This window comes from Nonomuraea rhizosphaerae, from assembly GCF_019396405.1.
Taxonomy (GTDB): domain Bacteria; phylum Actinomycetota; class Actinomycetes; order Streptosporangiales; family Streptosporangiaceae; genus Nonomuraea; species Nonomuraea rhizosphaerae.
In genome coordinates this window covers 1-26,871 of sequence record NZ_JAHKRL010000297.1, presented here as the reverse complement: position 1 = coordinate 26,871, position 26,871 = coordinate 1, and the positions used below count along the sequence as shown (strand labels likewise).

Sequence of the window (26,871 nt, the reverse complement as noted above, 5' to 3'; positions counted from 1 at the left end):
ACAGGAGGAGGCGGGGGACGGGGCCATGGCGGACGAGCTGGCCGCCCGCCGCGCCGCCACCGGTCGCGCCGGCGAGGGCGGTGCGGGCGCGCAAGGACGTGCGGGCGACGGGGCCGGAGCCGCCAACGGCGGGTCCGCCGGGCTGACGGTCCGCCGGGCGGCGCCCGCCGTGTACGAGCGCCCGCCCAAGCCGCACACGGAGACCCGCCCCTGGGTGATGCTGGCGTCGTTCGGCATCGGGGCGGGCGTCGCGCTGACGGGCGTCGCGATCGGCTGGGTCCTGGGCCGCGCAGGCCGTGGGCGGCCCTCGCACTGACGGGTTGTGGTCCCCGGGCGCGCGGCCCGGGGGCGGGCCTCGCGGTCGGTGGGGCGGGTGGGAGCGGCGGGGCTCGCGCCGAAGTGGCTGTTGGGAGGGCCCGGCTGAGCTCTCGCGGAAAAGGATCTCCAGGCGTAGCGTGGCTGTTATGCGGCAGGCACACGCTGAAGACGCACGGACCGAGGCCAGGCGAGTCATACGCAACCTGCTCGGAGAGGAGCGTCCCACCGCCGACACGCTCGTGAGCGACGCGAGCCCCGTGCTCGGCGACGAGCGGGTCGGCCGCTGTCTCGGTCTCGCCCTCGGGGCGTCGCTCACCAGGCGTTCCGCCGAGCTGGCGGCCATCGCCGCGCTGCTGGTCGGCGTCCGCGAGCTGGGTGAGGAGTGGTGGACGCGGCCCAGGGGCGGCAAGCTGCCCGCCCCTGACGAGGTGCTGCGCACGGCCGTCGCGATCGAGCCGTGGACCGACCTGACCGCGCTGGAGATGCTGGCCGCCTGGATCTCGGACGACGCCGCCGACCAGATGTGGGGCCGGCCCGTCGCCCAGGTCGACCTGAACTCGTGGCAGGCCGAGGACCGGTTCGACCTGCCGGACGGGGTGAAGCCGGGGCAGCGGCTGGTGGTGCACTTCGACGCCGGCGGCCGCCTGGACGCGGTCGTCACCCGGCGTCCTGACGAGGACCTGGGGTCCAACCTCGACTTCCAGTCGTTGCGTTACTCCCGGCCCGCCGAGGCGCAGTGGAGCTGGGGGGTGGCGGCGGGGCTCGGGCCGCACCGGCTGCCGGGCGAGGATCCCGACCCGTACGCCCGCGAGGTCCCCAGCGCCGCCGTCGGTGTCCTGCGCGCCTGGGCGGTACGGCACGGCGCCAGCCGGGAGCAGCTCGGCGAGCGGTGGCAGACGGTGGGCGACGTGGTGGCGGCCATCGAACGGGTCGACTGGATGTGGCGGAGCGGGGAGTGGTTCGGCTGGTGGCGGGGCGCCTCCGCCCTGGTGGACGACTCGGCGTACCTGCCGTACCGGCTGGAGGAGCTGGCCGCCGGCTGACGACCCCAAGAACCGCCGGCTGACGACCCACGGGAGGAGCTGTCGGACCCACAGGAGGAGCTATCGGGTCGCGGGCTCGATGATCTCCTCGGCCAGCCACTCCGCCACGTTGCCGCCCCCCGCCGTACGCACCCCCAGCACGAAGTGCGTCAGCCCGATCTCCGCCAGCTCCCCGATCGCCGACCGCGCCGCGCCCACGTCGTCCGGCGTGACCACGATCTGCGTGGAGCGGACGATCTCCGACGGGTCGCGCCCGATGGCGGCGCACTTCTCGTCGAGCAGCTTGCTCCGGTCGCGCAGGAACGCGACCGTGTTGTGCGGCGGCCCCGGCACGTTCCAGATGTCGGCGTGCTCGGCCACCACGCCGAGCGTGTTGTCGCCCCACCCGCCCAGCAGCAGGGGAGGGCGGACGGCGGGCTTGGGCTCGCAGACGACGTCCTTCAGCTGGTAGTAGCGGCCGTCGAAGTCGAACCGCTCCTCCGTGAACATCCGCCTGATGATCGTGCACGACTCCGCCAGCCTGGCCCGGCCCTCGGCGGGCGTGGGGACGGTCAGGCCGTAGGCGTTGTACTCGCGCGGCACGATCGTGTCGCCGCGCAGCCGGGTGCCGCCGACCCCGAGGCCGAGGACGAGCCGGCCGGGGGCGATGACGTCGACGGTGGAGGCGATCTTGGCCAGTACGGCCGGCGGCCGCGTCAGGTTGCTCGTCACCATGAGCCCCACCTTGAGGCGGGAGGTCTGGGCGGCCAGCGCGGCGAGCATGGTCCAGCCCTCGTAGATGGGCGTCTCGACCGGGCCGAAGATCGGCAGCATGTGGTCCCAGAGCCAGGCGTGCTCGATGGCCGGGACGGCGTCGGCCTGCCGCCAGATCCGGACGAGCTCCTCGTACGGCACGCCCAGGGGAAGGGTCTTGATCCCGAAGCTCAGCATGAGTCAGCTCCACTGATTGTCAGTAAGACTGATGATTAGCGTAGTGCGAGAATCGGAACGTGTCGAGACGCCTTGCATACCTGCTCAAGCACGCCGCCCTGCGCCTGGCCGAGTACACGGGGCCGGCGCTGGAGCCGTACGGCGTGGACGGCCGTGAGCTGGCGGTGCTCGGCGTGCTCGACACCGCCGAGCCGCTCTCCCAGCAGGAGGCCGCGCGGCGGCTGGGCATCGACAGGACCACGATGGTCGCCCTGGTCGACGCGCTGGAGGGCAAGGGGCTGGTCGGCCGCCGCCCGCAGCCGTCCGACCGGCGCAAGAACATGGTGGAGCTGACCGCGAAGGGCCGCGACACGCTGCGGGGCGGGGTCGAGGCGTCGGAGGCGGCCGAGCGCGCGTTCCTGGCCGACCTGTCCGACGACGACGCGCGCCTGCTCAGGGACGTGCTCGACAGACTGGTGTGATCGCGTCCCGGGCTGCCGCTCAGGGCAGGGTCAGGGGCTCAGGTCGATCCCGTACGCGTGGATCTTCCGGTAGATCGTCGCCCGCGAGATCCCGAGCTGCGCCGCCGCCCGCGCCTTGTCCCCGCCCGCCTCCATCAGCGCCGCGATGACCGTGTCCCGTTCGACCGCCTCCCAGGTCGTCAGCACCCGCCGCGTCGTCGCGTGACACTCCTCGGGCAGGTCGTCCACCCCGACCTCGCCGGCCCCGCGTCGCGACAGCGCGCGCCGCAGCACCTCCTCCAGCTGGGCGACGTTGCCCGGCCACAGCATGCGCAGCAGCACCTGCACCGCCTCGGGGGAGCAGGTGACGGGCCGCCGCCCGGCGTGGCGGCGCAGCAGCACCGGCGCCAGCTCGCGCACGTCGTCGATCCGGTGCCGCAGCGGCGGCACGGCCAGCGAGGCGGGGAAGTACTCCAGCAGCGCGTCCGGGGCCTCGGCCGCCGACGTGCCGACCAGCCAGGCGCCGGTGGGTGCGGCCTCCAGGACCTGCGCCAGGGCGGGGACCAGGCCGGCGGGGAGCCGGTCCAGGTGCCGGATCACCACGGTCGCGTACGGCTCGGCCAGGTCGGCGCCCAGCAGCTCCAGGTCGAGCCCGTCCGCGTCGGCGACGGCCAGGTGGGAGGCGGGGAAGCAGCGCCGGTGCGCGGCCTCGGCGATGGACAGCTTGCCGACCCCGGGTTCGCCGGTCAGCAGCAGCCCCGAGCGGGCCCGGCAGCGGGTCTCGACCTGGCGGCACACGTTCAGCCACGACTGGCTGTGCCCGGCCAGGCCGGTCAGCGGCGCGGAGGCGACCGGTGCGGGCCGCCCGCGGCCGGGGGAGGAGGCCGGCACGCTGATCTCGATCACGGCGCCCGCGGCGGCGGCGCCGGCGGTGACGGCGCGGCAGCGCAGCCGGACGATCCGCCCGCTGGACAGCACCACGTTGTCGGTGCCGTCGGTGCAGCCCCGGGCCGAGTCCAGCAGGTCGAACGCCTTGTCGCGGAGGATCTCGTGGTCGGCCGGCTCCAGCAGGTGCGCGGCCGCCGCGTTGGTGATGGTCAGCTCGTCGCTCAGGGTGACGACGGCCCGGTTCGGCCGGCCGTTCGCGGCCAGGAACTCGCGCAGCAGCGCGTTCTCCAGGGCCGTGCTGTCCTCCAGCAGCCGCCGCGCGATGTCGGCGGCGGCCTGCTGCACGAACGCGTCCATCAGCGGCGAGGCGTGCACGCTGCGGCAGGTCAGGTCGATGACGCCCTCGACCCGCCCGCTGATGGGGTGCCTGATCGGCGCGCCCGAGCAGGACATGCCCTGCAGCCGCGTCGCGAAGTGCTCGGAGCCGAAGACGTGGACCAGGCGCTTGTCCTCCAGCGCGGTGCCGATGCCGTTGGTGCCGACGTACTCCTCGGCGTAGCTGAACCCCACGGCCAGCCTGATCGCGTCGAGGTAGCGGTTGAGCGAGCGCTCGCCCGCCCGGCGGGCCACCACCCGGCCGCGCGAGTCGGTGAGTATGACGCTCATCGCGGCCCCGGCCAGCGCCGACTCCAGCCGGTCCAGCACCGGGCGGGCCGCCCGGGTCAGCGGCGTGTCGGCCTCGATGTCCGGCTGGTACGGCGGGTCCAGCCAGTCCACCTCCACCCCGAAGAACTGCGAGCGCCGCCAGGATGCCTGGATGGTGGCGCGGACGGAGGGGTCGTCCAGCTCGCCTTCCTCGAAGAACCGCTCCCTGGCCTCAGCGACCAGCCGTGGGATCTCCGTCATCAGGGTCGCCTCCCTCAGCCGTCCCGTCGGCCATGACGCCTGCGTAACGCCGAGGCTACGCGCCGCTCGACCCTCACGGTAGGCCGGGCGGCGCGCCCCCCTTCGTCTCAAGATGAGACGTCGCGCCGGGCGAGTAACAAGTGCCATGTCTGAAACGGCACAGGAGGACCCATGAGCCGGCAAAGCCTCACCAAGGCCCATCAGAAGATCACCGAGCTGTCCTGGGAGCCCACGTTCGCGACACCGGCCACCCGGTTCGCCACCGACTACACCTTCGAGCAGGCCCCGAAGAAGGACCCGCTCAAGCAGATCCTGCGCTCCTACTTCCCGATGGAGGAGGAGAAGGACAACCGGGTCTTCGGCGCGATGGACGGCGCCATCCGCGGGAACATGTTCCGCCAGGTGCAGCAGCGCTGGATGGAGTGGCAGAAGCTGTTCCTGTCGATCATCCCGTTCCCGGAGATCTCCGCGGCCAGGGCCATGCCGATGGCCATCGGCGCGGTGCCGAACCCGCAGATCCACAACGGCCTGGCCGTGCAGATGATCGACGAGGTGCGCCACTCCACGATCCAGATGAACCTCAAGCGCCTCTACATGAACCACTACATCGACCCGGCCGGCTTCGACATCAGCGAGAAGGCGTTCGCCAACTGCTACGCGGGCACGATCGGCCGCCAGTTCGGCGAGGGGTTCATCACCGGCGACGCGATCACCGCGGCCAACGTCTACCTGACGCTGGTGGCCGAGACCGCCTTCACCAACACCCTGTTCGTCGCCATGCCGTCGGAGGCCGCCGCCAACGGCGACTACCTGCTGCCCACCGTCTTCCACTCGGTGCAGTCGGACGAGTCGCGGCACATCAGCAACGGCTACTCGATCCTGCTCATGGCCCTGGCCGACGAGCGCAACCGCCAGCTCCTCGAACGTGACCTGCGCTACGCCTGGTGGAACAACCACGCCGTCGTGGACGCGGCCATCGGCACGTTCATCGAGTACGGCACCAAGGACCGCCGCAGGGACCGTGACAGCTACGCCGAGATGTGGCGCCGCTGGATCTACGACGACTACTACCGCAGCTACCTCATCCCGCTGGAGAAGTACGGCCTGGTCATCCCGCACGACCTGGTCGAGGAGGCGTGGAACAGGATCTGGAACAAGGGCTACGTCCACCGCGTCGCCCAGTTCTTCGCCACCGGCTGGCCGGTCAACTTCTGGCGCATCGACGGCATGACCGACGCCGACTTCGAGTGGTTCGAGGACAAGTACCCGGGCTGGTACGAGCAGTTCGGCCGCTGGTGGGAGGCCTACAACCGGCTGCGTCACCCCGGCTCCAACAAGCCGATCGCCTTCGAGGACGTCGGCTACGAGTACCCGCACCGGTGCTGGAGCTGCATGGTGCCCTGCCTCATCCGCGAGGACATGGTCGCCGACGAGGTGGACGGGCAGTGGCGCACGTACTGCTCGCAAACCTGCCACTGGACCGACAAGACCGCCTTCCGCCCGACGTACGAGGGCAGGCCGACGCCGTCCATGGGGCGGCTCACCGGCGAGCGCGAGTGGGAGAAGCTGTACCACGGCTGGGACCTGGCCGACATCATCAAGGAGCTCGGGTACGTGCGCGACGACGGCCGCACGCTCGTCCCGCAGCCGCACCTCGACCTGGACGACCCGCGCAAGCTGTGGACCCTGGACGACGTCCGCGGCCTGACGTTCAACAGCCCGAACACGCTGCTCAACGAGATGACGCCGGAACAGCGGGAGGCCCACCTGGCCGCCTACCGCGCCAACAGGAACGTCACGGCGTGACGAAGCACCGCGTCAGGTTCGAGCCGGTCGAGATCGAGATCGAGGCCGACGAGGACGAGACGATCCTGGAGGCCGCCTTCCGCCAGGGCGTGCTGCTCATGCACGGCTGCAAGGAGGGCCAGTGCTCCTCGTGCAAGTCGTTCCTGCTGGACGGCGACCTGCAGATGGACCGCTACTCGACGTTCGCGCTGGCCGACTACGAGAGCGAGGAGGGCTACGTCCTGCTGTGCAAGGGGCACGCCTACAGCGACCTCGACATCGAGCTGATCAACTACGACGAGGACATGATCCGCGCCGGGATCCCGATCGGCCTGGTGGACGCCGAGGTGGCCGAGATCGCCGACCTCACGCACGACATCACCCACCTGCGCCTGAACGGCTCCATGCCGTTCAGGCCCGGCCAGTACGCCGACATCCAGGTGCCGGGGACCGGCGAGTGGCGCTCGTTCTCGATGGCCAACCGCCCGGGGGAGGGCAGGCTCGACTTCATCGTCAAACGCTACCCGGGCGGCCGGTTCTCCGGGCTGCTGGAGGGCACGCTGCGGCTGGGCGACCCGCTCAGGCTCAAAGGGCCGTACGGCGCGTTCACGCTGCGCGAGAAGTCCGACCGGAACCTGCTCTTCATCGGCGGCGGCGCGGGCATGGCGCCGATCCTGTCGCTGCTCGCCCAGCTCCGTGACCAGAGGGTGCGCCGCCCGGCCGTCTACTACTACGGCGCCAGGACCGAGCGGGACCTGTTCCACCTGGACCTGATGGCGGGCTTCGAGGCCGAACTGCCCGCCTTCAGCTTCGTGCCCGCGCTCTCGCACGACCCCTCGTACGCGGGCGAGAAGGGGCTGATCACCGACGTCGTGGACCGGCTCGCGGGCGACCCGGCGGAGTCGGACGCCTACCTGTGCGGCCCGCCCCCGATGATCGACGCCGCACTGGACCTGCTGGAACGCAAGGGCCTGCCCCGCGAGCACGTCTACTTCGACAAATTCACCACCACAGCGCACCAGGAGTGAATCCATGGCGACTCCGACAGGCAGGAGTTTCCCCCACCCCGAGCTCACCGACGCCGAGGCAGGGGCGCTCACCTTCCCCAGCTCGAACAGCCGCACCTTCAACTACTTCAAGCCGCGCAAACTGCGCGCCTCCATGTACGAGGACGTCACCATGGACGTCCAGCCCGACCCCGGCCGGCACCTCACCCAGGGCTGGATCTACGGCTTCGCCAACGGCGAGCGCGGCTACCCGGTCGAATGGACCGCGCTGCGCTCCGGCGACTGGCACGCCTTCCTCGACCCGAACGAGGAGTGGGAGCAGACGATCTACCGCAACAACGCCGGCGTCGTCCGGCAGATCGGGCTGAACCTGGACAACGCCCGGCGGGCGGGCGCCTACCAGACCTGGCCCAGGAGCTGGGCGCTGTTCGTCGAGCAGCACGTCGGCGCGTGGATGCACGCCGAGCACGGGCTGGGCATGCACGTGTTCATCGCCGCCCAGCGGTCCGCGCCGACCAACATGATCAACAACGCCGTCGCGGTCAACGGCGCGCACAAGCTGCGCTTCGCCCAGGATCTCGCCCTGTACAACCTGGACCTGTCGGAGGCCGTGCCCGGCTTCGACGGGAGCGCGCACCGCGGCGCCTGGCAGTCCGAGCCGGTCTGGCAGGGCGTGCGCGAGAACGTCGAGCGGCTGACCACCGTCGAGGACTGGGGCGAGGCCGTCCTCGCCGCCAACCTGGTCTTCGAGCCGCTGGTCGGCGAGCTGTTCCGCAGCCACCTGGTCATGCAGATCGCGGCCAGGAACGGCGACTACACCACGCCCACGATCATGGGCGCCGGCGAGTACGACTACAGCCGTGACCTGCGCTACACCCGCGCCCTGTTCGCGATGCTGCTGAAGGACGAGAAGCACGGCCGGGCCAACGCCGAGGTGGCCGGCGAGTGGCTGGCCCGCTGGACGCCGGTCAGCCTGGCGGCCGTCAGGAGGCTCCAGCCGATCTGGTCCCAGCCGCCGGAACGGGTGCTGTCCTTCGAGGACTCCCTCGACCGGGCCAAGGAGCGCTTCCGCGGCCTGCTGTCGGACCTGGGCCTCGACGAGCCGAAGGAGCTGGAGCGATGAGCGCCGAGTTCGGAGCCGCCAACCGGACGTCGTCCAACAGGGCCGGCGTCACGCTGATGAACAACCAGAACGGCCACGTCGTCGCCGACGTCATGCGCGGCAAGAAGGGCGTGACCGTCAGCGAGTACCCGTCGATGATCCGGGTGGACGGCGAGCACCGGATCGAGTTCGACTTCGCCGAGATCTCCGACGCGATCGGCTTCGAGTTCGGGCCCGCCGACTTCGAGGAGATCATGTCGACCCACTACGGCCGCATGGTGCACCTCGACGACAGGACGTTCCTGTTCGCCAACCCGGAGGACGCGGCCGAGTACATCGACTTCGACCTGCGTCCGGTGAAGTGAGGAGGCCGGGATGTACCACAAGGACGGCGTGAGCTACTACGTGGTCGACGGGCACGTCCACTACTGGAACGCGAGCCCGGACAACCGCAACCGCTACGGCGAGGGCTTCATCGAGTGCTTCTACAACTACTCCTCGGCCCTGAGCCCGGCCGAGTGGGTGTGGCCGTACGAGAAGTTCTGCAAGTACACCGAGCAGGACCTGATCCACGACCTGTTCGAGACCGGGTACGTGGACAAGGCGATCTTCCAGCCCACCTACCTGCGCGACTTCTACCCCGGCGAGGGCTTCAACACCACCGAGCGCAACGCCCGGATCGCCGGGAAGCACCCGGACCGGTTCATCCTCAACGGCGCGTGGGACCCGCGCGACGGCGCCGAGGGCCTGCGGGTCCTGGAGGAGAAGGCGCACCGGTACGGGCTCAAAGGCGTCAAGCTCTACACGGCCGAGTGGCGGGGCGACTCGCGCGGCTACAAGCTGTCCGACCCGATCGCCTACCCGTACCTGGAGAAGTGCCAGGAGCTGGGGATCGTCAACATCCACGTGCACAAGGGCCCCACCATCTGGCCGCTCAACCGCGACGCCTTCGACGTCGCCGACATCGACCAGGCCGCGACCGACTTCCCCGGGCTGCGCTTCATCGTCGAGCACGTGGGGCTGCCGCGGCTGGAGGACTTCTGCTGGATCGGCGTGCAGGAGCCCAACGTGTACGGCGGGCTCGCGGTCGCGATGCCGTTCATCCACAGCCGGCCGCGCTACTTCGCGCAGATCGTCGGCGAGCTGCTGTACTGGCTCGGCGAGGACCGGCTGCTGTTCGCCAGCGACTACGCGATCTGGAGCCCGCGCTGGCTGGTGGAGAAGTTCGTCGACTTCCAGATCCCCGAGGACATGCAGGGCGAGTACGGGACGATCTCGGTCGAGGCCAAACGGAAGATCCTCGGGCTCAACGCCGCGAGCCTGTACGACCTGAAGGTGCCGGACGAGGCGCGATCCGCCCAGGTCGGGACATGACCACCAGGCACGCGGCCTGGGCGGCGCTGGGCAACGTCCTCGACCCCGAGCTGGACGAGCCGATCACCTCGCTGGGGTTCGTCGCGAGCTTGGAGGTCGAGGACGGGGCGGTCACGGCCGAGCTGCGGCTGCCGACGTACTTCTGCGCGCCCAACTTCGTGCACATGATGGTCGCGGACGCCGACGCCGAGCTGCGCGCGCTGCCCGGCGTCTCGGCGGTGCGGGTGGGCGTGGCGGGCCACTTCGCCGCCGAGGAGTTCCAGACGGAGATATTTCCTGACATGGCGGACCTGCGGCTGGTGTTCCGGCGCAAGGCGTTCCTGGCCGCGCAGTCCCGCCTGGTGCGCTCGCTCGGCTGGGACGCCGACACGCTGGCCGGGGCCGCGCTCGCCGACGTGCCGCCCTCGCCCCTGGCCGAGGCGTACGGGCGCGCCCGCGAACGCCTCGGCCTGCGGGGCGCCTGGCTGATCACCGACCCGGGCGGCGCGCGGGTGCCGCGGGACCGGCTGGCCCGGCACTTACGGTTCGCCGACGCGGTCAGGGTCAGCATCGAGGGGAACGCCGAACACTGCCGGGCACTCCTGGCCGCCCGGTACCCGGACGAGCTTGGAGGTGTGGCATGAGAGCCGTACGCCTGCGCCAGTACAACACCACCCCCGAAGTCACCGAGGTCAGCGAGCCGAGGGCGACCGGCCCGCTCGACGTGGTCGTCCGGATCGGCGGCGCCGGGCTGTGCCGTACGGACCTGCACATCGTCGAAGGGCAGTGGCGGGAGAAGTCGGGCGTCACGCTGCCGTACACGCTCGGCCACGAGAACGCCGGCTGGGTGCACCAGATCGGGTCCGCCGTCCGCAACGTCCAGGTCGGCGACCCGGTCATCCTGCACCCGATCGCCACCTGCGGCCTGTGCGCGGCCTGCCGGGCGGGCGACGACGTGCACTGCTCCGACTCCTGCTTCCCCGGGATCAACGCCGACGGCGGCTTCGCCGACCTGGTGGCCACCAACGCCCGCGCCCTGGTCAAACTGGCGCCGTCACTGGCACCCGCCGACGTGGCCGCGCTCGCCGACGCGGGCCTGACCGCCTACCACGTGGCCCGCAAGGCGGCGAGACTGCTCGCACCCGGGCAGAAGGTCGTCGTCATCGGCGCGGGCGGGCTCGGCCACATCGGCGTGCAGGCGCTCAAGGCGCTGACCGCCGCGCAGATCATCGTCGTCGACCGCTCGAACGAGGCGCTCAAGCTGGCCGAGACGCTCGGCGCCGACCACCTCGTCCCGGCCGACGGCACCCAGGTAGGGGCGGTGCTCGACCTGACCGGCGGCGCGGGCGCGGAGGCGGTCGTCGACTTCGTCGGCGAGGGCGGCGCGGTGGAGGACGGCGTCGCGATGCTGCGCAGGGCCGGCAGCTACTTCGTCGTCGGGTACGGGGGCACGCTGTCCGTGCCGACCATCGACGTCATCTCCACCGAGATCAACTTCATCGGCAACCTCGTCGGCTCCTACACCGACCTGGCCGAGCTGATGGCCCTGGCCGCCGAGGGCAGGGTCACCCTGCACACCGTGCCGTACGCGCTCGGCGACTTCCCCCGCGCGCTGGACGACCTCGACCACGGCCGCGTCCAGGGCCGCGCCATTCTCGTCCCGTAGAAGGAGGATCCCCGGATGGCCAAGCTACTGCGCTTCAACGCCCAGGCCCGCGGGCTCCTGCAGTCGGGGGTGGACGCGCTGGCCGACGCGGTCAAGGTGACGCTGGGGCCCAAGGGCCGCAACGCCGTGCTGGAGAAGCTGACCGGGCCGCCGACCATCACCAACGACGGCGTCACGATCGCGCGGGAGATCCAGCTCGCCGACCCGTTCGCCAACATGGGCGCCCAGCTCGTCAAGGAGGTGGCCAGCAAGACGAACCTGGACGTCGGCGACGGCACCACCACCGCCACCGTGCTGGCCCAGGCGATCACCCGCGAGGGCCTGCTCAAGGTCGAGAACGGCGCCAACCCGATGCTGCTCAAGGCGGGCATCGAGCGGGCGGTGGAGGCCGCCTCCGCCGCGCTGGCCGACGGGGCCAGGCCGGTCAGCGGGTACGCGGACCTGCTGCACGTGGCCGCGCTGTCGGCCAACAGCGACCCGGTGATCGGCCAGGTCATCGCCGACGCCATCGCCAGGGTCGGCCCCGGCGGCGTGGTCACCGTCGAGGAGTCGCACTCGCTCGGCATGGACCTGGAGTTCGCCGAGGGGCTGGAGTTCGGCAACGGCTACGTCTCCGCGTACATGGCCACCGACCTGGCCCGCATGGAGGCCGTGCTGGAGAACCCGTACATCCTGCTCACCAACGAGCGGATCTCGGCCGTGCAGGAGCTGATGCCGGTCCTGGAGCAGGTCATGCGCACCGGCAAGCCGCTGGTGATCATCGCCGAGACCGTGGACGGGCCCGCGCTCGGCATGCTGGTGGCCAACTGCGCGCACGACACGTTCAGGTCCGTCGCGGTGAAGGCGCCGGGGTTCGGCCACCGCAGGCTGGCCGAGCTGGGCGACCTGGCCGCGATGGTCGGCGGCGAGGTCGTCACCGCCGACCGCGGCGCCAGCCTGCCGGCCGTGCGCCTGGAGCAGCTCGGCCGGGCCGCCAAGGTGACGGTCAGCGAGCGCGGCACCACCATCGTCGGCGGCGCCGGGTCGCTCGACGCCGTGTCGGCCCGCATCGAGCAGCTCAAGGCCGAGCTGGCGCGCGCCGAGAACGAGCACGACATCGACAAGCTGCAGGAGCGCATGGCGCGGCTGTCCGGCTGCGTGGCCGTCATCAGGGTCGGCGCCGCGACCGGCGTCGAGCTGCGCGAGAAGCAGCACCGGGTGGAGGACTCGCTGGCCGCCACCAGGGCCGCGGTCGAACAGGGCGTGGTGGCCGGCGGCGGGACGGCACTGGTCCAGGCCAGGGCGGCGCTGGCCGCCCTCCCGCTGGAGGGCGACATGTCGACCGGCCGGGACATCGTGGCCATGGCCCTGGCCGAGCCGCTGCGGTGGATCGCGATCAACGGCGGCTACGCCGGCGAGGAGGTGGCCGAGCGGGTGGCCGGGCTCGACGCCGGGCACGGCTTCGACGTGCAGGACGGCGAGTTCGGCGACCTGTTCGAGCGGGGCATCGTGGACCCGCTCAAGGTCACCAGATGCGCCCTGCAGAGCGCCGCCTCGATCGCCGCGCTGATCCTGACCACCGAGACGCTCGTCGTGGAGGAGGTGGTGCAGAATCCCGGCGCGATCGTCGCCCCCGGATTCGGTGACCTGGCGGAGGGCCTGGTGCGGCCGTCGAACATCGCATGACGGCGGACATCGCATGACCGCGACGGTCCCGATCAAGCAGCGGGTCGTCGGGCTGCTCGGCCCCGCGTTCGTGGCCGCCGTCGCGTACGTGGACCCGGGCAACTTCGCCACCAACGTGGAGAGCGGCGCCCGGTTCGGCTTCCTGCTGCTGTGGGTCGTGCTGACCGCGAACGTGGTGGCGATGCTGCTGCAGTACCTGTCGGCCAAGCTCGGCATCGCCACCGGGCGCAGCCTGCCGGAGCTGTGCCGCGACCACTACCCGCGGCCCGTCGTGTGGGGCCTGTGGGCCCAGGCCGAGATCGTGGTGATCATGACCGACCTCGCCGAGTTCATCGGCGGGGCGGTCGCGCTCAACCTGATCTTCGGCATGCCGCTGCTCCAGGGCGGCGTGGTGATCGCCGTCGTGTCGTTCCTCATCCTGGCGATCCGCACCGGGCGGCAGCGCCGCTTCGAGTCCGTGATCACCGCGCTGCTCGCGGTGATCGTCGGCGCGTTCCTGTACCAGCCGCTGCGGGCCGACGTGCCGGGCGGCGAGCTGGTCCGCGGGCTGGTGCCGGGCTTCGACGGCTCGGCCAGCGTGCTGCTCGCGGCCGGGATCGTCGGCGCCACGGTGATGCCGCACGCCGTCTACCTGCACTCCGCGCTCACCCAGGAACGCTTCCCGCGTGGCCAGGGGCACGAGCGCGACCTGCTGATCAGGACCCAGCGGCTGGACGTCGTCCTGGCCATGGGCGTGGCCGGGCTGGTCAACCTGGCGATGCTGGTGGTCGCGGCGACCCTGCTGCGCGGCAGCGACGACCCCACGCTGCGGGGCGCGCACACGGCGTTCGCCGAGAGCGGGGGCGCGCTGACCGCCCTGCTGTTCGCCATCGCGCTGCTCGCCTCCGGGCTGGCCTCCTCCAGCGTGGGCGTCTACGCCGGTCAGATCGTGATGCAGGGCTTCCTGCGGCGGCGCGTCCCGCTGAGCCTGCGCCGGCTGGCGGCGATCGTCCCGGCGCTGGCCGTGCTGGGGTTCGGCGTGGACCCGACGAAGGCGCTGGTGTTCAGCCAGGTGGTGCTGTCGTTCGGGATCCCGTTCGCGCTGGTGCCGCTGGTGTCGCTGACGCGCAGGCGGGAGGTGATGGGGGAGTTCGCCAACCGCCGGGTCACCACGCTCGCGGCGGGGGCGGCCAGCGTGGTGATCATCGCGCTCAATCTGGTGCTGGTCGTCCTGGCCCTCGGCGGGTAGCCGCTCGCGGGGGCGGCGGGTCAGCCGCCCTCGCCTAGCTCCCCTGACCGGTGGTGACGGCGGCACAGCACCTGGTAGCGGACCGGCGAGGCGTCGGTGTCGCCGATCACGACCTGCTCGCCCGTACGCACCAGCCGCCCGCCTGCGATCCGCCCGTTCAGCAGCCCGGGACGCCCGCACCAGCACAGCACCTCGACCTGGAGCCGGCACACCTCGTCGGCCAGCTCGAACAGCCGCTGCGCCGCCGGGAACATCACCGACCGGAAGTCGGAGGCCAGCCCGAACGCGTACACGTCCACCCCGTGATCGTCCACCAGATCGGCGAGCTGCTCGACCTGCTCGACGGTGTAGAAACAGACCTCGTCGCAGATGAGATAGTCAATTCGGTCCTGACCGGTCACGAGCGTTACCAGATCGAGTGAATTTTCTACCTCTATGGCCTCCTGCCCGAGCCCTATCCTGCTGGTGACCTTCGGTCCGCCGGAGCGGTCGTGCTTGGTCAGCACCAGGCCGCGTCTGCCCTGGCGGCTGTGGTTGTAGTTCATCTGGAGGGCCAGGGTGGACTTCCCGCAGTCCATGGGACCGAAGTAGAACTTCAGGACGGCGTCGCGAACGCCGGACGGGGCAGGGGACAGGGCGAACGTTTCGGTCACAGGGGGCCACCTTAGCGGCTTGGCTTGTTCCATGACCTCGTGGGACATTTCTCCCCTGGAGTTATCAGGAGGATCCGTGGTCACAGAGAAGCCCCCCGCGCTCGACGTCATGATGACGCAGGACGACATCTCGGCGGCACAGGCCGACGCGGCGAGGTGGCGTTACGGCTTCCTCGTGGTGGTGACGGGCATTATTGCGATATTGGTAGCTTTCGGGGCCGCCGTCTTCGCGACGAAGGATTTTGCGGCACTGTTCGCCGGAGTGGCCGGGGTGGTGGGCACGATCATCGGCGCCTACTTCGGCGTGCAGGCGGGCCAGTCGGGCAAGGCGAAGGTGGAGGCCGAGCTCGCCCGGTCACAGGAGTTGGTGGTGCGCTTGGCGGCCTATGTCGGCACCTCGAACGCGCCCCGTGTCATCGATGAAGTGCTCGGCCGGCGCCGAAGCTGAGGAGCCATGCGTAGCGTCCGTATTGGAGTCGACACCGGAGGCACGTTCACCGATGTGGTGGCCGTGGACGACCAGACCGGTGAGATCGTCACGACCAAGACCCCATCGACGCCCGCGAACCCCGCCGACGGGTTCGTCAGGGGCATCGAGAAACTGGGCCCGCTCGACGCGAGCTCGGTCGTCCACGGCACCACCGTGGCGACGAACCAGCTGCTGGAGGACCGGATCGCGAACCTGGGGTTCGTGACCACCGAGGGCTTCGAGTTCATCCTGGAGATCGCCAGGCAGAGCGTCCCCGACGGTTACGGCAACTCCTACTTCTGGGTCAAGCCGCCGCGGATCGTCCCTGTCCACCTGGTCAAGACCGTCGGCGGGCGGCTGGACCACACGGGCGCGGAGGTGCGCCCGTTCGCCGAGGACCAGGCCGCCGAGGTGGCCCGCTGGTTCAAGTCCAAGGGCGTCACCGCGATCGGCGTGTGCTTCCTGCACTCCTACGCCAACCCCGAGCACGAGCGGCGCATGCGAGAGGTGCTGTGGCGCGAGCACCCGGAGGCGGTGGTGTCGCTGTCGAGCGACGTGCTGCGCGAGTACCGCGAGTACGAGCGGTCGGTCACCACGCTGGTCGACGCGGCGGTCAAGCCGACGATGCGCCGCTACCTGGCCAACCTGTCCAACCGCCTGGGCATGCCGTTCTCGGTGATGAAGTCCAACGGCGGCGTGCTGTCGGCCCGCGAGGTCGTCAACCAGCCGATCACCACCGTGCTGTCCGGCCCGGCCGCCGGCGCGCTCGGCGCGGCGCTCATCGCCTCCACGGCCGGTCACACGTCGGTGATCACGCTGGACGGCGGCGGCACGTCCACGGACGTGGCGGTGGTGATCGACGGCGAGCCGTCCATCACGACCGAGGGCTCGATCGGCCGCTACCCGTGCAAGATCCCGATGATCGACATCGTCACGGTGGGCGCGGGCGGCGGCTCGATCGCCTGGATCTCACCCGAGGGCACGCTGAAGGTCGGGCCGAAGTCGGCCGGCGCCGACCCCGGCCCGCTCTGCTACGGCAGGGGCGGCACCGAGGTGACGGTCACCGACGCGCACGTCTTCCTCGGCCGCATCCCGCCGCACCTGCTCGGCGGCGAGATCCCGCTGAACGCCGAGGCCGCCCGCACCGGCATCGAGGCGCTGGCCGACAAGCTCGGCCTGGACGCCGAGCGGACCGCGACGGGCATCCTGGAGATCAGCGCGTTCAACCAGAGCAACGCGATCCGCCAGCTCACCGTCAAGCGCGGGCTCGACGTGCGTGACTTCCCGCTGGTGACGTTCGGCGGCTCGGGCCCGCTGCTGGCCTGCCGGCTGATCGACATCCTGGGCCTGCCCGCCGTGGTGGTGCCGCCCGACCCGGGCAACGTCTCGGCGTTCGGGCTGCTCACCGTGGACGTCAAGAACGACTACGTGCGCACGTACGTCACCCGCGAGCTGTCCCTGGACAAGGCCGGGGAGATCTTCGGCGAGCTGGAGGAGGAGGCGGCGCAGGCGCTCGACCGGGAGGGCTTCGACGAGCCCGTGTACGCTCGCACCGCCGACCTGCGCTACTACGGGCAGGCGTTCGAGGTCCGGGTGGCCGCCCCGGCCGGCGAGGTGGACGAGGCGTGGCGGGCCGAGGTGCTCGACCGCTTCCACACCGCCCACGAGAAGCTGTACGGCTACGCCTACCGCGACGACGCGCGGCACGGCGTCGAATGGGTCAACCTGCGCGTCTCCGGCATCGGCCCGATCACCCGGCCGCCGATCCGCGCCAAGTCCCCGGGCACCGACACCAATCCGGGTCCTTCGAGCAGGCAGGTCCACTTCGACGAGAGCGCGGACACGCCGATCCACCAGCGGCGCTTCCTCGACCCCGGCACGGTCGTCGAGGGCCCGGCGGTCATCGAGGAGTACGGCTCGACGATCCCGATCCACCCGGGCTTCACCGCCACGGTGGACCAGTACGGCAACGTGGAGGTGCGGCGTGGCTGACGGCGCGACTGATCCGGTTCTCGTCGAGATCGTCGAGGGCACGCTGGCCTCGGTGGAGAAGGAGGTCGAGACCGCGATCGCGCGCACGGCCCGCTCGCCGATGATCCGCGACGCGCACGACTTCCGGGCGGGCATCCACGACGCGAAGCTGCGCAAGCTGACCGGCCGCTCCTACAGCGCGCTCGTGCAGCCGATCGTCCGCGACTTCCCGATCGAGACGATGAAGCCCGGCGACGTGTACTTCCACAACGACGTCTACCTGTCGGAGGGCGGCATCGGCCACCTGCCCGACCTGTGCGTCACCGTCCCGGTCTTCCACGAGGGCGAGGTCGTGGCGTTCGTGCAGGCGTTCGGCCACCACGACGACATCGGCGGCGCGGTGCCCGGCTCGATGCCCTCGCACGCCCGCAGCGTGTACGAGGAGGGACTGATGGTCCCGCCGATCAAGCTGTGGGACCAGGGCGTGCCCAACGAGACGGCGCTGCGCATCATGACCCGCAACTCGCGCATGCCCGACTCGCTCTCCGGCGACCTCGACGCCGAGTGCTCGGCCTGCCTGATGGGCGCGCGCCGCCTCGGCGAGCTGTTCGACCGGTACGGCAAGGCCGGCGTCGAGGCGTGCTTCGACGCGATCATCGGCAAGACGACCGAGACGTTCCGCCGCGAGCTGCTGGCCAAGATCCCCGAGGGCACGTACACGTGGGAGGACTACGCCGAGCACGACGGCGTGGACGAGCCCCGGCTGCACGCCCAGCGGATCACGCTGACCGTGGACCACGCCCAGGACGCGCCGCTGACGATCGACTTCACCGGCACCTCGCCGCAGGCCAAGGGGCCGATCAACCACGCGGGCGACTACGCCGACGGCGTGTTCCTGAAGAAGTGGCTGGCCCCGATCCTGCGCAACCTGGCCGACACGCCGGAGCGCATGGCCGAGCTGGACGTCAACGAGGGCGTCGTCCCCCTGATCAAGATGGTCTTCCCGGAGAAGGGGACGCTGCTCACGCCGATCTTCCCGGCGCCGACGAACGCCCGGACGTTCGTGATCCTGCGGCTGCTCGGCGTGCTCGCGGGCGTGCTGGCCAAGGCCACCGGCGGGCGCATGCCGGCCGACCAGGAGACGATCCGCTACACCGGCGTGCACGGCGCGGACGCCGACGGCGTGCCGTACCTGATGCGTGAGGTGCTCGGCGGCGGCTCCGGCGGGCGCTGGTACGCCGACGGGGAGGACACCATCCACGTGGTGCCCGACTCGCGCAACATCCCGGTGGAGTTCGCCGAGGCGCGCTGGCCGTTCCGGGTCGAGCGGCTGGCGCTGGCCTGCGACTCGGGCGGGCCCGGCATGTACCGGGGCGGGCTCGGCTACGACAAGCACATCAGGATGCTCAAGGACGCCTCGTACATGTCGATCGCCGACCGGTCCATCCTGTCGTGCTGGGGCGTCAACGGCGGCCTGGCCGGGCGGCCGTTCCGGGTGGAGATCGCGGGCAAGGAGATGGAGGGCCTGGTCGACGACCACCCGGTGCAGGCGGGCGAGACGATCCGGATCCGCACCACCGGGGGCGGCGGCTGGGGCTCCCCGTACGACCGGGACCCGCGCGCCGTGGCGGCCGACGTGCGCGACGGCAAGGTGTCGATCGCCGGCGCGCTGGGCGACTACGGCGTGGTGCTGGACGGCGACCGCATCGACGAGCAGGGCACGGCCGAGCTGCGGGCGAACCTGCGGCCCCCGGCGGGCCGCTTCTTCGACCGGGGGCCCGGCTACCCGAAGCTGTCGGGCGGCCGGACCCATGCGGAGGTCGACGAGGTCAGCTGAGCGCGTAGGCGTCGATGATCACCCGCTCGACCGAGCCGCCGTCCTTGTCCCCGGCCGTCACCTTGATCGAGACGCTGCCCGGCCCCCTGGGTGACCAGGAAGCTGCCGGCGGCCCGGGAACGCGGCTGGATCTGAGGAGAGGACACGCAACATGGGGCCATCGCGCATCATCGCGACCCGGCACGGCGAGAGCGAGGGCAACGCCGCCTACCGGGAGGCGGGTGACAAACCGCTGATCTACGACCGGCAGGGCGAGGTCACCCTGACCGCCCTGGGCAGGACCCAGGCCCAGGCCCTCGGCAGGCTCCTGGCCGCGCTGCCCGAGGACGAGGCCCCGGAGCTGGCCTGGTGCTCCCCGTACCGCCGCGCGCAGGACACGTGGGCGGTCGCGTCACGGGAGTGGCGAACCCTCCCGACCACGGTGGACCCCCGGCTGCGGGACCGCGAGATGGGCCGCCTGTCCCGGCACAACTGGGCGGCGGTAGGGGAGCGCTTCCCGGACGAGCTGGCCCGCTGGCGCGCCGAGGGCGACTACTTCTACCGCCCGCCCGGCGGCGAGTCGTTCGGCGACGTGGCCGGCCGCCTGACGAGCTTCGTCGAGGACCTGCGGGAGCAGGCGGACGGGCGGAGGGTGCTGATCGTGGCGCACGACGCGGTGGTGCTGGTCCTGCGCCACGTGCTCGACGCCCTGCCCGACATCTCAGACCTGGAGGAGTTCGCCCCGATCCACAACGCCTCCGTCTCCACGTGGCAGGCCTCGAACGACCGCCTGGAGCTGCTGTCCTTCAACGACACGGCTCACCTGTGACACCACGAGCCGCCACCGGCTGAGAATTCGCGCGTCACGGCGCCCGGCCACCGTCCGGTCAGCGGCCGTGTTCCTGGAGGCCCTCAGCCACGTGCGGCGGGTGGCGGTGGGTGCGGCCTGCCGTAAAGCAGAATCATTTGACTGACTGGTTGTACTGCTCAATGGCCCGGGAAAGACTCGCCGCCGCGTCCTTCATCGCCTGAGCGCCCGGCTTGCTGCCGAGGATGGACTGCTCAAGCCCCTCCTCGGACGCCTGCCGGGCCTGCGGCATGACGCCCAGGATGCACCCCGCCGACGCCGTGGACGGCGGCAGCGAGTGGAGCTGGTCCACCGCCGTGGCGAACTGCGGGAACTGCGCCGCCCACGTCCTGGCCACCTCCTGGTCGTAGGCCTTGGGGTTGACGGCCACGTACCCCGTACCCACGTGCCACTTCGCCTGCTCCTCCGGCGTGGCGGAGAACTTGGCGAACTCCCACGCCGCCCGCTTCTCCTCGTCGGAGTGCCCCACCCCGTTGATCCACAGCGACGCGCCGCCGATGATCGGCCCGCCCTTCGACCCGTCCGACAGCTTCGGGTAGGGCGCGGTCACGACGGTGAAGCCGTTCTGCTTGGCCGCGTCCACGTACCCGCGCAGCGCAGAGGTGGACTCCAGGTGCATCGCGACCGTGCCGCTCTTGAAGATCGCCTGGCCGTCGTCGGTCTTGCGGCCGACGTTGACCGCCCAGCCCTTGGAGACCAGGTTGTGCCACCAGTCGGCCACCTTGGCGCCCGACGCCGAGTCGAACTGCACCTTCGTGGCCAGGCCCTGCCGCCCGTTGCCCTTGTCGCAGTACTCCTGGCCGTCCGTCGCCAGGAGCTGCTCCAGCAGCCAGCCGTACGTGGCCGAGCCGAAGCCGTACTGCTTGACCGTGCCCGACGCGTCCTTGACGGTCAGTTTCTCGGCATATTTCGTGATCTCGTCGAGGGTCTTGGGCGGCTTGTTCGGGTCCATGCCCGCCTTCTCGAACGCCTCCTTGTTGATGTACAGCAGCGGCGTCGAGGAGTTGAACGGCATCGACCACATCTTGCCGTCCACCGAGTAGTAGCTGGCGATGTTCGGCTCGATGTCGGCCGTGCTGTACTTGTCCACGTCGAAGAACTTGTACATCGGCACGACCTGCTTGGAGTCGATCATGAAGCGGGTGCCGATGTCGTAGATCTGGATCAGCGCGGGGGTGTTCTCCTGCTGCACCGCCGCCTTGTACTTGGCGACCGTCTCGTCGTAGTTGCCCTGGAAGACCGGCTTGATCTGGACCTTGCTCCCGAACTTGGCGTGGAAGTCGGCGACGAGCTGGTTGATGGCCTCGGCGTTGGCGCCCTTCATCGAGTGCCAGAACTCGATCGTCACCTTGTCCTTCAGCACGCCGGCCGCCGGGGCGCCGCCCGCGTCACCGCCCCCGCCGCTCCCGCAGGAGGTGATCAGCAGGGCCGCGCCGGCCAGGAGGGCGAGTCTTCTCATCGGGGGTGTCCTTTCACGATCACTTCACCGCCCCGGCCGTGAGGCCGCGGACGATGAAGCGCTGGCCGAAGATGACGATGAACAGCGTGGGCAGCAGGGCCATGCTGACCCCCGCGAGGATCAGCCCGGGGTCGGCCGCCTCGACGTCGTTGAGCTGGGTGACGCCGATCTGCAGCGTCTGGTACTGCGGGTCCCGTACGAGGATCAGCGGCCAGAAGTACTGGTTCCACGCCGACAGGAACACGTACACCCCGACCGCCGCGATCGACGGCCGGGCCAGCGGCACCAGGATCCGCCACAGGAAGCGCAGGTGCCCGCACCCGTCCACCACGGCCGCGTCCCGCAGCTCGCTCGGGAACTGCAGGAACGCCTGCCGCAGCAGGAACGTCCCGAACGCCGAGGCCAGGAACGGCAGCACCAGCCCCAGGTAGGTCAGCGGCCCCTTGGTCAGCCCCAGGCTGGAGATCGCCAGGTAGTTGGGGATGATGATCGCTTCCCACGGCACCATCAGCGTCGACAGGAACAGCCCGAACACCACCGCCCTGGCCCGCATCGGCAGGAACGCGAAGGCGTAGGCGGCCAGGATGCTGGTGACGATCTGGAACAGCGTGATGATCCCCGACTGCAGCGCCGAGTTGAGGTACTCGCGGCCCAGCGGCACCGACCGCAGCGCCTGCGCGTAGTTGTCGAGGTGCAGCCCCGTCGGCACCAGCGCGGGCGGGTAGGCGGTCAGGTCGCGGGCGCCCATGACGCCCCCGGCCAGCGCGTAGTAGAGCGGGAAGAGCACCGGCACGGCCGCCAGCACGAGCACGGCCCACAGCAGCGCGCGTCTCATCGGTAGTGCACCTTCCGCTCCAGCACGCCGAACTGGATCGCCGTCATCGCCAGCACCACGACCATCAGGACGATGGCCTGCGCGCTGGCCAGGCCGAAGTCGGCCGAGCCGTAGGCGAAGGCGTTCTCGTAGATGGAGTAGACGAGCGTGGTCGTGGCCTCGTCCGGGCCGCCCTTGGTCAGGATGTGGATCTGCCCGAAGCTCTGCAGGGCGTGGATCGTGGAGACGACGACCAGGAAGAACAGCTGCGGCGACAGCAGCGGGACGGTGATCCGGCCGGCCAGCCGCAGCCCGGAGGCGCCGTCGAGCCGGGCGGCCTCGGTGACCTCCTGCGGGATCGCGCCCACGCCCGCCGAAAGGACCAGGACGTTGTAGCCGAGGTTCATCCAGACCGTGGTGGCCGAGACCGACAGCAGCGCCAGGTCGGGGCTGGTCAGCCAGTGCACCCGGTCGACGCCGAGCTGCCCGAGCAGGCCGTTCGCGATGCCGATGGCCGGGTTGTAGATGATCGAGAACACCACGGACGCCGTCGCGACGGAGAACGCGAACGGCATCGCGAAGATCGTCCTGAACACCTTCGCGCCCCTGATCTGCGCCTCCAGCAGCAGCACCAGGGCCAGCGCGCCCAGGATGGCCGGGACGACGGAGAAGAGCGTGAACAGCGCGGTCGTGCCGAGCACCTTCAGGAAGCGCGGCTCGGTGAACAGCTCTGCGTAGTTGTCCAGGCCGACGAAGCGGCCCGCGCCGCCGAAGATGTCACTGCCGTGCAGGGAGAGGTAGATCGAGCGGCCCAGCGGCCAGAAGACGAACAGGGCGAAGACGGCCAGGGAGGGCAGCAGATAGGCCCAGGACAGGCCGTATCCGGCCATGGTCCTGCGATACGCGAAAATCGTTCCCTCCCGTGAGGGGCCGGGTGGCGGAAACTTTCATCAGCCATCTGACACCCTCGGTGAGGATTAATCAACCGTTCACGTTGACGACATCCGCGCGTTCTTTTGTGCCGTCGGCGGCGAACCATTCCCGCTCCGCGGCGAACCATGCGCGCCACCGGGACTCGAGTTCCGGGCCGTCGCGCTCGACGACCCGGCGCAGCCGTACGTCCTCGGCCGCCTCCACCCAGATCACGCAGGCCAGCAGGTGCGCCGCCGACCTGCGGGCGGTGCCCACGCCCTCGACGACCAGCACCGGCGCCGGCGCGACCGTGACCAGGTCGGCGTAGGCGTCGCGCACCCAGTCGTAGCGGCGGAACGCGCCCGGCCGCCCGCGCCGCAGCGGGCGCAGCACCTGCGCGTCGAGCGCCTCGAACCAGCCGCCCGGCCCCCCGTCCCACGGCACCGGGAAGTCGTCGCTGTGCACCACCTGGCAGCCCAGCGCGGCCGCCAGCGCGTCCGCGTACGTCGTCTTGCCCGACCCCGCCGGCCCGTCGACCGCGACCAGGCGCACGGGGCCGCACGACGGCGCGAGCCCGCGGATGCGGCGCGACAGCTCGTCGAGGCGTACGGGCGGTTCCACGCGCCTCAGCGTACGGGAGCCATGCCCGCTGGCGATCGCCGGTGCGCGGGGTAAGGGAAGAGGGGAGAAGCTGACACAATACGCTTTCGCCCAGGAGCTCAAGCCTGGAGGTTGACCCGTGCCCGGACCCCTCGCCGACATCGTGGTGCTCGACCTGTCCCGCGCCCTCGCCGGCCCGCACGCCGCCCAGATGCTCGGCGACCTCGGCGCCAAGGTGATCAAGGTGGAGCATCCGGACGGCGGTGACGAGTCACGCGGCTGGGGCCCGCCCTTCGTCGGCCCTGATCGCGACATATCCACATACTTTCTGGCGGCGAACCGCAACAAACAGTCCATCGCCCTCGACCTGAAGTCCGACGAGGGCAAGCGGCTCGTGGAGCGCCTGGTGCGGCGGAGCGACGTTCTGGTCGAGAACTTCCGCACCGGCGTGCTCGACCGCCTCGGCTTCTCCGCCGAGCGGCTGCACGAGCTCAACCCGCGCCTGGTCATCCTGTCGATCACCGGGTTCGGCCACGACGGGCCCGAGGGCGGGCGCCCCGGCTACGACCAGATCGCCCAGGGCGAGGGCGGCCTGATGTCGCTGACCGGCCCCTCACCCGACGAGCCGTACCGGGTCGGCTCCTCCATCGCCGACCTACTGGCCGGCATCCACGGCGCCTACGGCGTGAGCGCCGCCCTGTACGAGCGCGAGCACACCGGCAAGGGCCGGGTGGTGCGCACCTCGCTGCTGGCCGCCGTCACCGGCGTGCACGCCTACCACGGCACCGCCTGGACCGTCGGCGGCCAGGTGCCCCGGGCCAACGGCAACCACCACGCCTCGATCGCCCCGTACGGCACGTTCCGCTGCGCCGACGGCCTGCTGTCGATCGCCGCCGCCAACGACGGCCAGTGGAAGAAGGTGGCGGCCCTACTGGACATCGATCCCACCTTGGCGAAATATGCGACGAACAGGGATAGATTCGCGCACCGGGATGAGCTGATCGCCGACATGGAGAAGGCGCTGGCCGCTCACGACCGTGGCCACTGGCTTGCCCGGCTGGGCGAGATGGGTGTGCCGGCGGGCGCGATCCGCTCGATCGACGAGGTCTACGCCTGGGACCAGACCCGCTCCCAGGGGCTGCTCGTCGAGGTCGACCACCAGGTGCTCGGCCCCATCGAGCTGCCCGGCCCGCCGCTGCGCATCGAGGGCGCCGAGACGGCCCACACCGCGCCGCCCATGCTCGACCAGGACCGCGACGCCGTGCTCCGCTGGCTCGAAGAACGTGAGGAGTGATGCGGATCCGGTGGCACCAGGGCGCGCACTCGTGCGTCAACATTGCAGCACCGCCACACACAAGGGAGCCATGGTGAGCCGTCCGGACGCGCGCACACTGATCGACACGGTCCTCGACGCGGGATCGTGGAAGTCGTGGGACGCGCCGCCGGCCGATCCCACGTCGCTGGGCTCCTCCTACGCCGAGGAACTGGCCGCGGCCCGGGCCAAGTCGGGCTACGACGAGTCGGTCGTCACCGGCGAGGGGCTGCTCGGCGGGCGCAGGGTCGCCGTCGTGGCCAGCGAGTTCTCGTTCATGGCCGGGTCCATCGGGGTGGCGGCGGCCGAACGGATGGTCGCCGCGGTCGAGCGGGCCACCCGCGAGCGGCTGCCGCTGCTGGCCGCGCCCGCCTCCGGCGGCACCAGGATGCAGGAGGGCGCGCTCGCGTTCGTCCAGATGGTGAAGATCACCGCCGCCGCGCAGGCGCACCGGGGCGCGGGCCTGCCGTTCGTGGTCTACCTGCGGCATCCGACGACCGGCGGGGTGTTCGCCTCATGGGGTTCGCTCGGGCACGTCACCGCGGCCGAGCCGGGGGCGCTGATCGGCTTCCTCGGGCCGAGGGTGTTCGAGTCGCTGCACGGCTACCCGTTCCCCGAGGGCGTCCAGGTGGCCGAGAACCTGCTGGAGCACGGGCTGGTCGACGCCGTGGTGTCGGCCGGCGACGCGCGGGCGGTCGCGATCAGGGCGCTGTCCGTGCTGTGCGACGACGGCACGGGCGTGGTGGCGGGGGAGCCGCCGGAGGAGGACCTGCGCCCGGTGGAGGCGTGGGAGGCGATCAGCCGCTCGCGCCGCGACGACCGGCCGGGCGTGCGCACGCTGGTCAAGCTGGCCGCCACCGACGTCACCCCGCTCACCGGCAGCGGCACCGGCGAGAACGATCCCGGCCTGCTGCTGGCGCTGGCCCGCTTCGGCAGCGCGCCCGCCGTCGTGCTCGGCCAGGACCGGCGCAGGCAGCGGCCCAACTCGCCGCTCGGCCCCGGCGGGCTGCGCATGGCCAGGCGCGGCATGCGGCTGGCCGCCGAGCTGGGGCTGCCGCTGGTCACCGTGATCGACACCGCGGGCGCCGCGCTGTCCAAGGCGGCCGAGGAGGGCGGCCTGGCCGCCGAGATCGCCCGCTGCCTGGCCGACCTGGTCATGCTGGAGGCGCCGACCGTCTGCCTGCTGCTCGGCGAGGGCGCCGGCGGCGCGGCGCTGGCCCTGCTGCCCGCCGACCGGGTCCTGTCCGCGCAGCATGCCTGGCTCTCGCCGCTGCCGCCCGAGGGCGCCTCGGCGATCCTGTACCGCAGCGTGGACTTCGCCCCGGAGATCGCCCAGCTTCAGGGGGTACGGGCGACCGACCTGCGGCGCGACGGCATCGTGGACCGGGTGATCCCGGAGCTGCCGGACGCCGCGTACGAGCCGCGCGCCTTCTGCGAGCGGGTGGGGGCGGCGCTGGAGCACGAGATCGCCGGGCTGCTGGCGCAGGACCGGGCGGACCGCCTCGCGGCCCGCCTGGCCCGTTACCGCACCCTCGGCCTCTCCTAGGGCCTGTTTTATAAGCGGGTCAGCCAGTCGTTGATGATGGCGATCTGAACGGTGGCCTCGTAGCGGACGGCGAGCTTGTCGTACCTGGTCGCGACGGCACGGTGGCGTTTGAGCCGGTTG

At 71.1% G+C, this 26,871-nt stretch carries 24 protein-coding genes and 1 pseudogene; 18 read left to right on the top strand and 7 right to left on the bottom strand.

Going from position 1 to position 26,871, the window contains the following annotated elements; genetic code table 11:
* A pseudogene (locus KME77_RS15115) lies at positions 1-316 on the top strand (carbon monoxide dehydrogenase); the annotation flags it as partial.
* A 148-nt stretch (positions 317-464) separates the two neighbouring features.
* Positions 465-1,361, top strand: a complete 897-nt coding sequence (locus KME77_RS15110; protein ID WP_219467347.1) for a hypothetical protein — start codon at positions 465-467, stop codon at positions 1,359-1,361.
* A gap of 60 nt (positions 1,362-1,421) precedes the next feature.
* Here KME77_RS15110 and KME77_RS15105 read toward each other — a convergent pair whose 3' ends face one another.
* Entirely contained in the window at positions 1,422-2,291 is an 870-nt protein-coding gene (locus KME77_RS15105) for an LLM class flavin-dependent oxidoreductase (protein WP_219467345.1), read from the bottom strand.
* A 59-nt stretch (positions 2,292-2,350) separates the two neighbouring features.
* Between KME77_RS15105 and KME77_RS15100 the strand changes: the two genes are divergently transcribed.
* Positions 2,351-2,752: a MarR family winged helix-turn-helix transcriptional regulator gene (locus KME77_RS15100; RefSeq protein ID WP_219467343.1), complete on the top strand. Its 402-nt coding sequence runs from the start codon at positions 2,351-2,353 to the stop codon at positions 2,750-2,752.
* 30 nt (positions 2,753-2,782) lie between these two features.
* On the opposite strand, the gene KME77_RS15095 is transcribed toward KME77_RS15100, so the two are convergent.
* On the bottom strand, positions 2,783-4,525 hold the full coding sequence (locus KME77_RS15095) for a sigma-54-dependent Fis family transcriptional regulator (protein ID WP_219467341.1): 1,743 nt from the start codon (positions 4,523-4,525) through the stop codon (positions 2,783-2,785).
* A gap of 171 nt (positions 4,526-4,696) precedes the next feature.
* Between KME77_RS15095 and KME77_RS15090 the strand changes: the two genes are divergently transcribed.
* From KME77_RS15090 to KME77_RS15050, 9 genes are read left to right on the top strand one after another with little or no spacing between them, the layout of a single operon-like run.
* Entirely contained in the window at positions 4,697-6,331 is a 1,635-nt protein-coding gene (locus tag KME77_RS15090) for a ferritin family protein (RefSeq protein ID WP_219467339.1), read from the top strand.
* Complete coding sequence (locus tag KME77_RS15085) at positions 6,328-7,338, top strand: FAD-binding oxidoreductase (protein WP_219467336.1); 1,011 nt, start codon at positions 6,328-6,330, stop codon at positions 7,336-7,338. The genes KME77_RS15090 and KME77_RS15085 overlap by 4 nt, the downstream gene beginning before the upstream one ends.
* A gap of 4 nt (positions 7,339-7,342) precedes the next feature.
* Positions 7,343-8,440: an aromatic/alkene monooxygenase hydroxylase subunit beta gene (locus KME77_RS15080; protein ID WP_219467334.1), complete on the top strand. Its 1,098-nt coding sequence runs from the start codon at positions 7,343-7,345 to the stop codon at positions 8,438-8,440.
* A complete protein-coding gene (gene mimD / locus KME77_RS15075; RefSeq protein ID WP_219467332.1) occupies positions 8,437-8,784 on the top strand; it encodes a propane 2-monooxygenase effector subunit MimD in 348 nt (115 codons plus the stop codon). Before KME77_RS15080 ends, mimD begins: the two co-directional genes overlap by 4 nt.
* A 10-nt stretch (positions 8,785-8,794) precedes the next feature.
* Positions 8,795-9,793: an amidohydrolase family protein gene (locus KME77_RS15070; RefSeq protein ID WP_219467330.1), complete on the top strand. Its 999-nt coding sequence runs from the start codon at positions 8,795-8,797 to the stop codon at positions 9,791-9,793.
* A complete protein-coding gene (locus KME77_RS15065; RefSeq protein WP_219467329.1) occupies positions 9,790-10,416 on the top strand; it encodes an iron-sulfur cluster assembly protein in 627 nt (208 codons plus the stop codon). Before KME77_RS15070 ends, KME77_RS15065 begins: the two co-directional genes overlap by 4 nt.
* Positions 10,413-11,438, top strand: a complete 1,026-nt coding sequence (locus tag KME77_RS15060) for an NAD(P)-dependent alcohol dehydrogenase (RefSeq protein ID WP_219467326.1) — start codon at positions 10,413-10,415, stop codon at positions 11,436-11,438. The genes KME77_RS15065 and KME77_RS15060 overlap by 4 nt, the downstream gene beginning before the upstream one ends.
* Positions 11,439-11,453: 15 nt before the next feature.
* The gene (groL, locus tag KME77_RS15055; RefSeq protein WP_219467324.1) at positions 11,454-13,103 is read left to right on the top strand and encodes a chaperonin GroEL; all 1,650 of its coding nucleotides are present in this window, start codon (positions 11,454-11,456) and stop codon (positions 13,101-13,103) included.
* 13 nt (positions 13,104-13,116) lie between these two features.
* Positions 13,117-14,331 carry an Nramp family divalent metal transporter gene (locus tag KME77_RS15050; RefSeq protein WP_219467322.1) on the top strand — a complete coding sequence of 405 codons (1,215 nt, stop codon included), beginning with the start codon at positions 13,117-13,119 and terminating at the stop codon, positions 14,329-14,331.
* Between the two features lie 20 nt (positions 14,332-14,351).
* Here the strand turns inward: KME77_RS15050 and KME77_RS15045 are convergent, their stop codons facing one another.
* A complete protein-coding gene (locus tag KME77_RS15045) occupies positions 14,352-14,984 on the bottom strand; it encodes a thymidine kinase (protein ID WP_308250707.1) in 633 nt (210 codons plus the stop codon).
* 76 nt (positions 14,985-15,060) lie between these two features.
* Here KME77_RS15045 and KME77_RS15040 point away from each other — a divergent pair, with 76 nt between their 5' ends.
* The 4 genes from KME77_RS15040 (at position 15,061) to KME77_RS15025 (ending at position 20,069) form a co-directional block, all read left to right on the top strand.
* A complete protein-coding gene (locus KME77_RS15040; protein WP_219467320.1) occupies positions 15,061-15,432 on the top strand; it encodes a hypothetical protein in 372 nt (123 codons plus the stop codon).
* A gap of 6 nt (positions 15,433-15,438) precedes the next feature.
* On the top strand, positions 15,439-17,445 hold the full coding sequence (locus KME77_RS15035) for a hydantoinase/oxoprolinase family protein (protein WP_219467319.1): 2,007 nt from the start codon (positions 15,439-15,441) through the stop codon (positions 17,443-17,445).
* Complete coding sequence (locus KME77_RS15030) at positions 17,438-19,261, top strand: hydantoinase B/oxoprolinase family protein (RefSeq protein WP_219467318.1); 1,824 nt, start codon at positions 17,438-17,440, stop codon at positions 19,259-19,261. Before KME77_RS15035 ends, KME77_RS15030 begins: the two co-directional genes overlap by 8 nt.
* A 151-nt stretch (positions 19,262-19,412) precedes the next feature.
* Complete coding sequence (locus tag KME77_RS15025) at positions 19,413-20,069, top strand: histidine phosphatase family protein (RefSeq protein WP_219467317.1); 657 nt, start codon at positions 19,413-19,415, stop codon at positions 20,067-20,069.
* Between the two features lie 133 nt (positions 20,070-20,202).
* Here KME77_RS15025 and KME77_RS15020 read toward each other — a convergent pair whose 3' ends face one another.
* The 4 genes from KME77_RS15020 to KME77_RS15005 all read right to left on the bottom strand — a co-directional run bounded on the left by KME77_RS15020 (position 20,203) and on the right by KME77_RS15005 (position 23,914).
* On the bottom strand, positions 20,203-21,567 hold the full coding sequence (locus KME77_RS15020) for an ABC transporter substrate-binding protein (RefSeq protein WP_219467316.1): 1,365 nt from the start codon (positions 21,565-21,567) through the stop codon (positions 20,203-20,205).
* Positions 21,568-21,586: 19 nt separating this feature from the next.
* Entirely contained in the window at positions 21,587-22,402 is an 816-nt protein-coding gene (locus tag KME77_RS15015; protein WP_219467315.1) for a carbohydrate ABC transporter permease, read from the bottom strand.
* Positions 22,399-23,271 carry a carbohydrate ABC transporter permease gene (locus tag KME77_RS15010; RefSeq protein WP_219467314.1) on the bottom strand — a complete coding sequence of 291 codons (873 nt, stop codon included), beginning with the start codon at positions 23,269-23,271 and terminating at the stop codon, positions 22,399-22,401. Before KME77_RS15010 ends, KME77_RS15015 begins: the two co-directional genes overlap by 4 nt.
* 91 nt (positions 23,272-23,362) lie before the next feature.
* Positions 23,363-23,914 carry a uridine kinase family protein gene (locus KME77_RS15005; RefSeq protein WP_219467312.1) on the bottom strand — a complete coding sequence of 184 codons (552 nt, stop codon included), beginning with the start codon at positions 23,912-23,914 and terminating at the stop codon, positions 23,363-23,365.
* A 118-nt stretch (positions 23,915-24,032) separates the two neighbouring features.
* Between KME77_RS15005 and KME77_RS15000 the strand changes: the two genes are divergently transcribed.
* Complete coding sequence (locus KME77_RS15000) at positions 24,033-25,187, top strand: CaiB/BaiF CoA transferase family protein (protein WP_219467310.1); 1,155 nt, start codon at positions 24,033-24,035, stop codon at positions 25,185-25,187.
* 70 nt (positions 25,188-25,257) lie between these two features.
* The gene (locus KME77_RS14995) at positions 25,258-26,751 is read left to right on the top strand and encodes a carboxyl transferase domain-containing protein (RefSeq protein ID WP_219467308.1); all 1,494 of its coding nucleotides are present in this window, start codon (positions 25,258-25,260) and stop codon (positions 26,749-26,751) included.
* The last annotated feature ends 120 nt before the right edge of the window (positions 26,752-26,871 follow it).